This is a genomic window from uncultured Demequina sp., assembly GCF_913055775.1.
Taxonomy (GTDB): Bacteria; Actinomycetota; Actinomycetes; order Actinomycetales; family Demequinaceae; genus Demequina.
Genome location: NZ_CAJXJX010000163.1, coordinates 1 through 4,907 on the forward strand (window position 1 = coordinate 1; position 4,907 = coordinate 4,907).

General features: G+C 71.9%; 7 protein-coding genes. 6 read left to right on the plus strand and 1 reads right to left on the minus strand.

What is annotated here, in order from left to right; genetic code table 11:
• Together QZ483_RS12660 and QZ483_RS12665 are read left to right on the plus strand one after the other, a co-directional pair.
• Window positions 1-886 (plus strand): hypothetical protein (locus tag QZ483_RS12660; protein WP_297084551.1); only part of this gene is annotated, 886 nt, incomplete at its 5' end.
• A 2-nt stretch (window positions 887-888) separates the two neighbouring features.
• A complete protein-coding gene (locus tag QZ483_RS12665; protein ID WP_297084562.1) occupies window positions 889-2,193 on the plus strand; it encodes a DUF5719 family protein in 1,305 nt (434 codons plus the stop codon).
• Here the strand turns inward: QZ483_RS12665 and QZ483_RS12670 are convergent.
• Window positions 2,175-2,579 carry a metallopeptidase family protein gene (locus QZ483_RS12670; RefSeq protein ID WP_297084553.1) on the minus strand — a complete coding sequence of 135 codons (405 nt, stop codon included), beginning with the start codon at window positions 2,577-2,579 and terminating at the stop codon, window positions 2,175-2,177. The genes QZ483_RS12665 and QZ483_RS12670 overlap by 19 nt on opposite strands.
• Window positions 2,580-2,648: 69 nt before the next feature.
• Here QZ483_RS12670 and QZ483_RS12675 point away from each other — a divergent pair, with 69 nt between their 5' ends.
• From QZ483_RS12675 to QZ483_RS12690, 4 genes are all read left to right on the plus strand, one after another.
• Window positions 2,649-3,005 carry a DUF3499 domain-containing protein gene (locus QZ483_RS12675; RefSeq protein ID WP_297084556.1) on the plus strand — a complete coding sequence of 119 codons (357 nt, stop codon included), beginning with the start codon at window positions 2,649-2,651 and terminating at the stop codon, window positions 3,003-3,005.
• Between the two features lie 20 nt (window positions 3,006-3,025).
• Entirely contained in the window at window positions 3,026-3,505 is a 480-nt protein-coding gene (locus QZ483_RS13625) for a hypothetical protein (RefSeq protein WP_367117113.1), read from the plus strand.
• A 72-nt stretch (window positions 3,506-3,577) separates the two neighbouring features.
• Window positions 3,578-4,702, plus strand: coding sequence for a 4-oxalomesaconate tautomerase (locus QZ483_RS12685; protein WP_297084557.1), 1,125 nt, complete (start codon window positions 3,578-3,580; stop codon window positions 4,700-4,702).
• Window positions 4,703-4,704: 2 nt separating this feature from the next.
• The coding region (locus QZ483_RS12690; protein ID WP_297084560.1) for a hypothetical protein at window positions 4,705-4,907 on the plus strand (203 nt) is incomplete at its 3' end.

Consider the following 4,907-nt stretch of genomic DNA (forward strand, 5'->3'; position numbering starts at 1 on the left):
CATGGGACAATGGCTCACCATCCCGCTGATCCTGGCCGGGCTGGGCGTGGTCGTCGCGGGAGTCGTGGTGGCAGGAGCTGCCACCGGACTGGCCTGGCCAGGGCGCGAGGCGGCAGGAGACGTCGAGCCCGTCGAGACGGATGTCCTCCCTCTCGTGGCCGCGCTCGAGCAGCAGGCCGAGCTCCGCCAGCGCGTGCTCGTCGTCGACGAGACCGAGTCCGGCGTCACGTACACGGTGCTCGGCACCGACGGCAGCGAGATCCTGTCCACCGCCGGCACTCTCGTGGACCAGGACCTGCCGGCGGTGCGGCTCCCGGAGGCGCTCCCCGTCGCCGGGCCCGCGGTGCTGGGCGACGTCGTCGGCAGCCTGGTGCTCGGCGGCACGAGCGACGTCGACGATCTCGCGCGCTGGGGCATCGGCGTGATCGTCGCCGCGCCAGGTGCGGACCAGGTCGCGGACGTGCTCGCGCAGAACGCCGCGCTGAGGCTGATGGGCTCAGCCGACCGTGGAACGTCGTGGCGCATCGGCGCCGCTGAGGGTGACGACCGCGTGAGCGTGGCGACCTTCGTGGAAGAAGGCAGGAGCCAACCGGTCCCGATGGGGCGCTCCGCTCTCGAGTGGACCGTGCCTGGAGAGGGAACACTCACGTTGGCGGTGGCCTACGACGGTGCGTGGCGCGCGACTGTCGACGGCGAGGAGGTGGCGGGTGTCCCCGACGAGCACGGCCGGCAGACGTTCGTGCTGGCCAGCGGCGGCGACGTGCACGTCGAGTACGACGACCGGGAGTACCGCGTGTGGTTCTGGGCGAGCGTCGCGGTCGTGCTGTGGTCGCTGCTCGCCGCGATTCCCCTGCCGTCGCGGCGTGCCAGGCGAGAGGAGTGGTGACGATGCGCATCCTCGCCATGGTGCTGGGACTGATCGCCCTCGCGGGCGCCGCCACGCTGTCGTCCCCGAGCGCGGTCGACGAGCCAGGGTCGTCGACGCTGATCAGCGTGGACCCGGCGCGCCAGCCGCTGGGCTGTCCTGGCAGGCTCGCGATCCCGGTCGGCGCGATCGTGTCGGGAGACGCCGAGCTCGACTCCGGGTCGACCGACGTCGCGTACGCGATCACGCCGGACGGCGAGATGCTCGAGGGCGACCTCGGTGGCGCCGCGGTCGAGGACTCGCAGGCGGTCGCGGTCGAGCGGATCGGCTCGGGTGACATCGCGGGCCTGGCGGGCCTGGGCTGCGCCGCGCCGGAGCGCGACCAGTGGCTGGTGGGCGGCTCGACGGCCCTGGGTGCCAGTGCCCGGCTGGTGCTGACCAACCCCACCGCGTCGGCTGTCCGCGTCCACGTCGACATCCATGGTCCGGTGGGCATCGCAGACGAGTCGCCCTCGGTGCTCGTGGGTCCGGGCGGCCAGGAGGCGATCCTCCTCGAGGCGATCGCGCCGGATCTGCCGGCCGTCGCCATCCATGTGCGCGCCGAGGGCGTCGGCATCTCCGCAGCGCTGCAGGACTCCCGCCTGGACGGCTTCACGGCCGCGGGCACCGACTGGATCGTCGCCGGGCCCGCCGCGACCGAACTGACGGTGCCCATCGCCGGCCCCGCCACCGCATCGGCCCCGGCGACCCTGTCGCTCCTGGCGCCTGACGGCGCCCAGGCGAGCATCACGCTGCTGACAGCTGACGGAACGCAGGCGTGGCTCGACGAAGACGAGCTCGAACTGGAGCCGGGGGTGCTGGCCGATCTCCGGCTGCCCGACGTGGGACTCGCGGCGGTGCGCATCGAGGCCACCGAGCCCGTGGTGGCCGGACTGCGCGCCACGGTCGCGAGGGAGTCGGCCGTCGGCCAGGACGCCGTCGCTCTCGATCACGCGTTCACCGCGGGCCAGGTCACGGGCGACGTGCGCGAGCGCGCCGTCGTGGTCCCTGAGGGCGACATCACTCTCGTCGCGGCCGGCGGCGACGGAACGCTGGTGCTCGACGCGGGCGGTGAGACCGTCGAGATCGCCGTCACCGCGGACACGGTGGCGTCGCTCGCGCTCGATTTCCCGCCGGGCACCGTCCTCGCCAGTGACCAGCCGTTCTCGTGGGCGCTGCTGTTGGAGGACGAGCAGGCCGGGTTCCTCACCACGATCGAGCCAGTGGTGACGGAGCTCGAGGCGCGCGAGGTCGAGGTGGGGATCGGCGCCTATCCGGCGGCGCCGTAGTCCGGATCGACCTCGTCGGGGGCCCGCCCCACCACGGCGCCCACCTGTTCGGCGAGGACGTCCCGGATGAGGGTCGGCACCGCGTCGACGTCCGCGCGCAGTTCGATGGGCCTGCGGTAGAGCACCACGCGGGTGGGCTGTCCCAGATCCGCCGGGAATACGGCGCCGAGGGGGACCCCGTGCTCCCAGGGCGTGGGGTCCGACGGCGGCACGTCCTCGGCTGCGAAGTCGATGCGCCCCCCCCTCCGGCTCCCCCGCGGCTCGAGCCGTTCGGCGGCGGCGCGGACCTCGTCGTCGAAGGACTCCGACCTCGAGCGGTAGGCCGGGGCGTCGTAGGGGAGCAGGGGCGCGCGCAGGCCGCGGCCGTGGCGATCCCTGCGCGTCATGAGGGTCACGCTACCCCCGCCCGGCGTGGCACCCTGTCGCGGCACGGCGGCACGGGTAGCGTCCCTGGCGTGAAGTCGACGCGACAGTGCTCCCGCACCACCTGCGACCGCCCCGCGGCGGCGACGCTCACGTACGTCTACGCGGACTCGACGGTCGTGGTGGGCCAGCTCGCCGCCCAGGCGGAGCCGCACAGTTACGACCTGTGCGCTCAGCACGCGGAGCGCTTCTCCGCGCCGCGAGGCTGGGACGTCGTCCACATCCACCAGGAGTTCGTGGACTCCGGCCCGAGCCCCGACGATCTCGACGCGCTGGCGCGTGCCGTCCGCGAGGCTGGCAGGCCGCGGGTCCCCGCTGCGCCCCCGGCCCCGCCGCTCGCGTCCGAACCCCGGCGCGGGCACCTCCGCGTGGTCTCCGGCGACGCCTGAAACCCCGTTACTCTGGGCGCGTGAAGACACGCCCAGACCTCAGCGCCCTCATCAAGTCCTATGACGTACGCGGCATCGTGGGCGAGACGCTCACGCCGGAGGTCGCCCGTGCGATCGGCGCTGCGTTCGCCGATGCGGTGGTGCTCCCCGACGGCGAGACCGAGGTCGTGATCGGCCGGGACATGCGCGACTCGGGCCCTGCTCTGGTGACGGCCGTCGGAGACGGCCTGCGCGACCGCGGCGTCGACGCCCCGATTTTCGTCTGCCAGGCGAGCTACCGCCTCGGCCAGACAAACCCGGCGATCCTTGCGGCGCAGAGCGGGATCGTGAACCCGCGCGCCGGCATCTACGCGGGACCCAACACCGATCTGCTGGGCGCGGACTACCGCTACGACGACGCCCATCTCAGCGCGGACGGCCAGGACCGCTTCGCCGCCATGCTGGTGGCCTCCATGCTCGCCGCGGAGAGCCGCGACACGTCAATTTCGGCGGCCGGATAAGCCGCTCTCCCTGTTTGCGCCCGCCCGGCGGGACGGTATGATCCCGGGATCAGAGACATCCCGGTTACGATCATGACCAGACAGACGAAAATCCCCTGCGTCATCCAGCGGGGCGGCACCTCCAAGGGTCCCTATTTCCTTGCGTCCGACCTGCCGTCGGACCCGGCGCTGCGCGACCGGGTGCTTCTCGCCGTGATGGGCTCGCCCGACGTCCGCCAGATCGACGGGCTCGGCGGCGCCGATCCGCTGACCAGCAAGGTCGCGATCGTAAGCAGGTCGTCCACGCCGGGCGTCGACCTCGACTACCTGTTCTGCCAGGTGAAGGTCGACCAGCCGATGGTCGACGTCACCCCCAACTGCGGCAACATGCTGGCGGGCGTCGCGCCCTTCGCGCTGGAGCACGGGCTGATCGACGCCGCGGACGGGCGGACCACGGTGCGCATCCACATGGTCAATTCGGGCAACCTGTGCGACGCGCATATCGAGACGCCCGGCGGCATCGTCAGTTACGACGGCGACGCCCGCATCGACGGCGCGCCCGGCACGTCCGCCCCCGTGATGATCGATTTCCTCGATACCGCGGGGTCGGCCTGCGGCTCGCTGCTGCCGACCGGTAACGTCGTGGACGAGGTCGACGGCGTGAAAATAACCTGCATCGACAACGGGATGCCGGTCGTTCTTCTCAAAGCGCAAGATGTCGGCGCGACCGGATACGAAAGCCGCGACGAGCTCAATGCCGCCGAGGACGTGAAGAAGAAGATCGAGTCCATCCGTCTCCAGATCGGCGAGGCGATGAACCTCGGCGACGTCACGGAAAAGGTCGTCCCCAAGATGTGCCTCGTCTCCCCGCCCGCGCACGGCGGCACGATCAACACGCGCTGCTTCATCCCGCACGTCTGTCACGCCTCCATCGGCGTGCTCGCGGCGGTGACGGTGGGAACGGCCTGCGTCCTTCCCGGGTCGACCGCCTACGACATCGCGGAAGTGCCCGACGGCAACCCCAAGCTGATCTCGGTCGAGCATCCGTCCGGCGAGTTCTCGGTCGAGCTCGAGACCGGCGAGTCGGTCGACGGCGTGCCGACGATCGAACGCGCCGCGCTGCTGCGCACGACCCGGCGGCTGATGGAGGGTTTCGCCCTCGTCCCCGCCGACGTCTGGGACGGCCGGACCGGCCTCGTCGCCGAGGCGGCGGAATAGCCATGGCGGTGGATGAAATCGTCGAACGGCTGCAACGCCTCGACACGCCCGCGGTCTCCGATGCGCTGGACCGCCACGAGGCTCCGGGACGCGTCACCGGGCTTTCCCGCCTGACGACGGATAAGCGTATCGCCGGCCGCGTCCTGACCGTGAAGCTCGGCACCGGCGAGGCCCTGCCGAACGACGGACCGCCGCGCCATCTCTG